General features: G+C 34.6%; 1 rRNA gene. It reads right to left on the reverse strand.

What is annotated here, in order from left to right:
- Window positions 1-175: ribosomal RNA gene (locus tag RR877_RS10705) — 16S ribosomal RNA — on the reverse strand; the annotation flags it as partial.
- Window positions 176-570 lie beyond the last annotated feature (395 nt).

The following is a 570-nucleotide window of genomic DNA, read 5'->3' on the forward strand; positions in this document are numbered from 1 at the left end:
TTATGCGGTATTACTCATCCTTTCGGATGGCTATCCCCCTCTTACAGGCAGGTTGCCCACGTGTTACTCACCCGTCCGCCGCTAATCCATTTCCGAAGAAACTTCATCGCTCGACTTGCATGTGTTAAGCACGCCGCCAGCGTTCGTCCTGAGCCAGGATCAAACTCTCAATTTAAAAAGTTTGATTTACTCTCAGTATAAATTACTGACTAACTTATCTTTCGACAAGCTTATTTTTTATTTTCTCAAAGCATTTACGAGTTGTTCTTTCTATACTCTGTTTAATTTTCAAAGACCATGTTTTCTTTTATTTTGTCGTTTCTGTTAAGCGACTTCCTTATAGTATCAAATTTGATACTCCTTGTCAACAACTTTTTTTAAATTCTTTTCAAGTTTTTATTAACTTGTTTTAACTTGTTTTGTTGTTTCTTCAGTGCCTCTCAGCGACAAGGAATATCTTATCATATGAACAGCTATTAAACTAATATTTTACTGGAATTAAGTTATGTTAGTTGCTATTTACTATCAATATCTTTATTTTTAGCCGTTTTTCTCATATTGATACACTAG

This window comes from Aurantimicrobium sp. (genome assembly GCF_036667855.1).
GTDB lineage: Bacteria > Actinomycetota > Actinomycetes > Actinomycetales > Microbacteriaceae > Aurantimicrobium.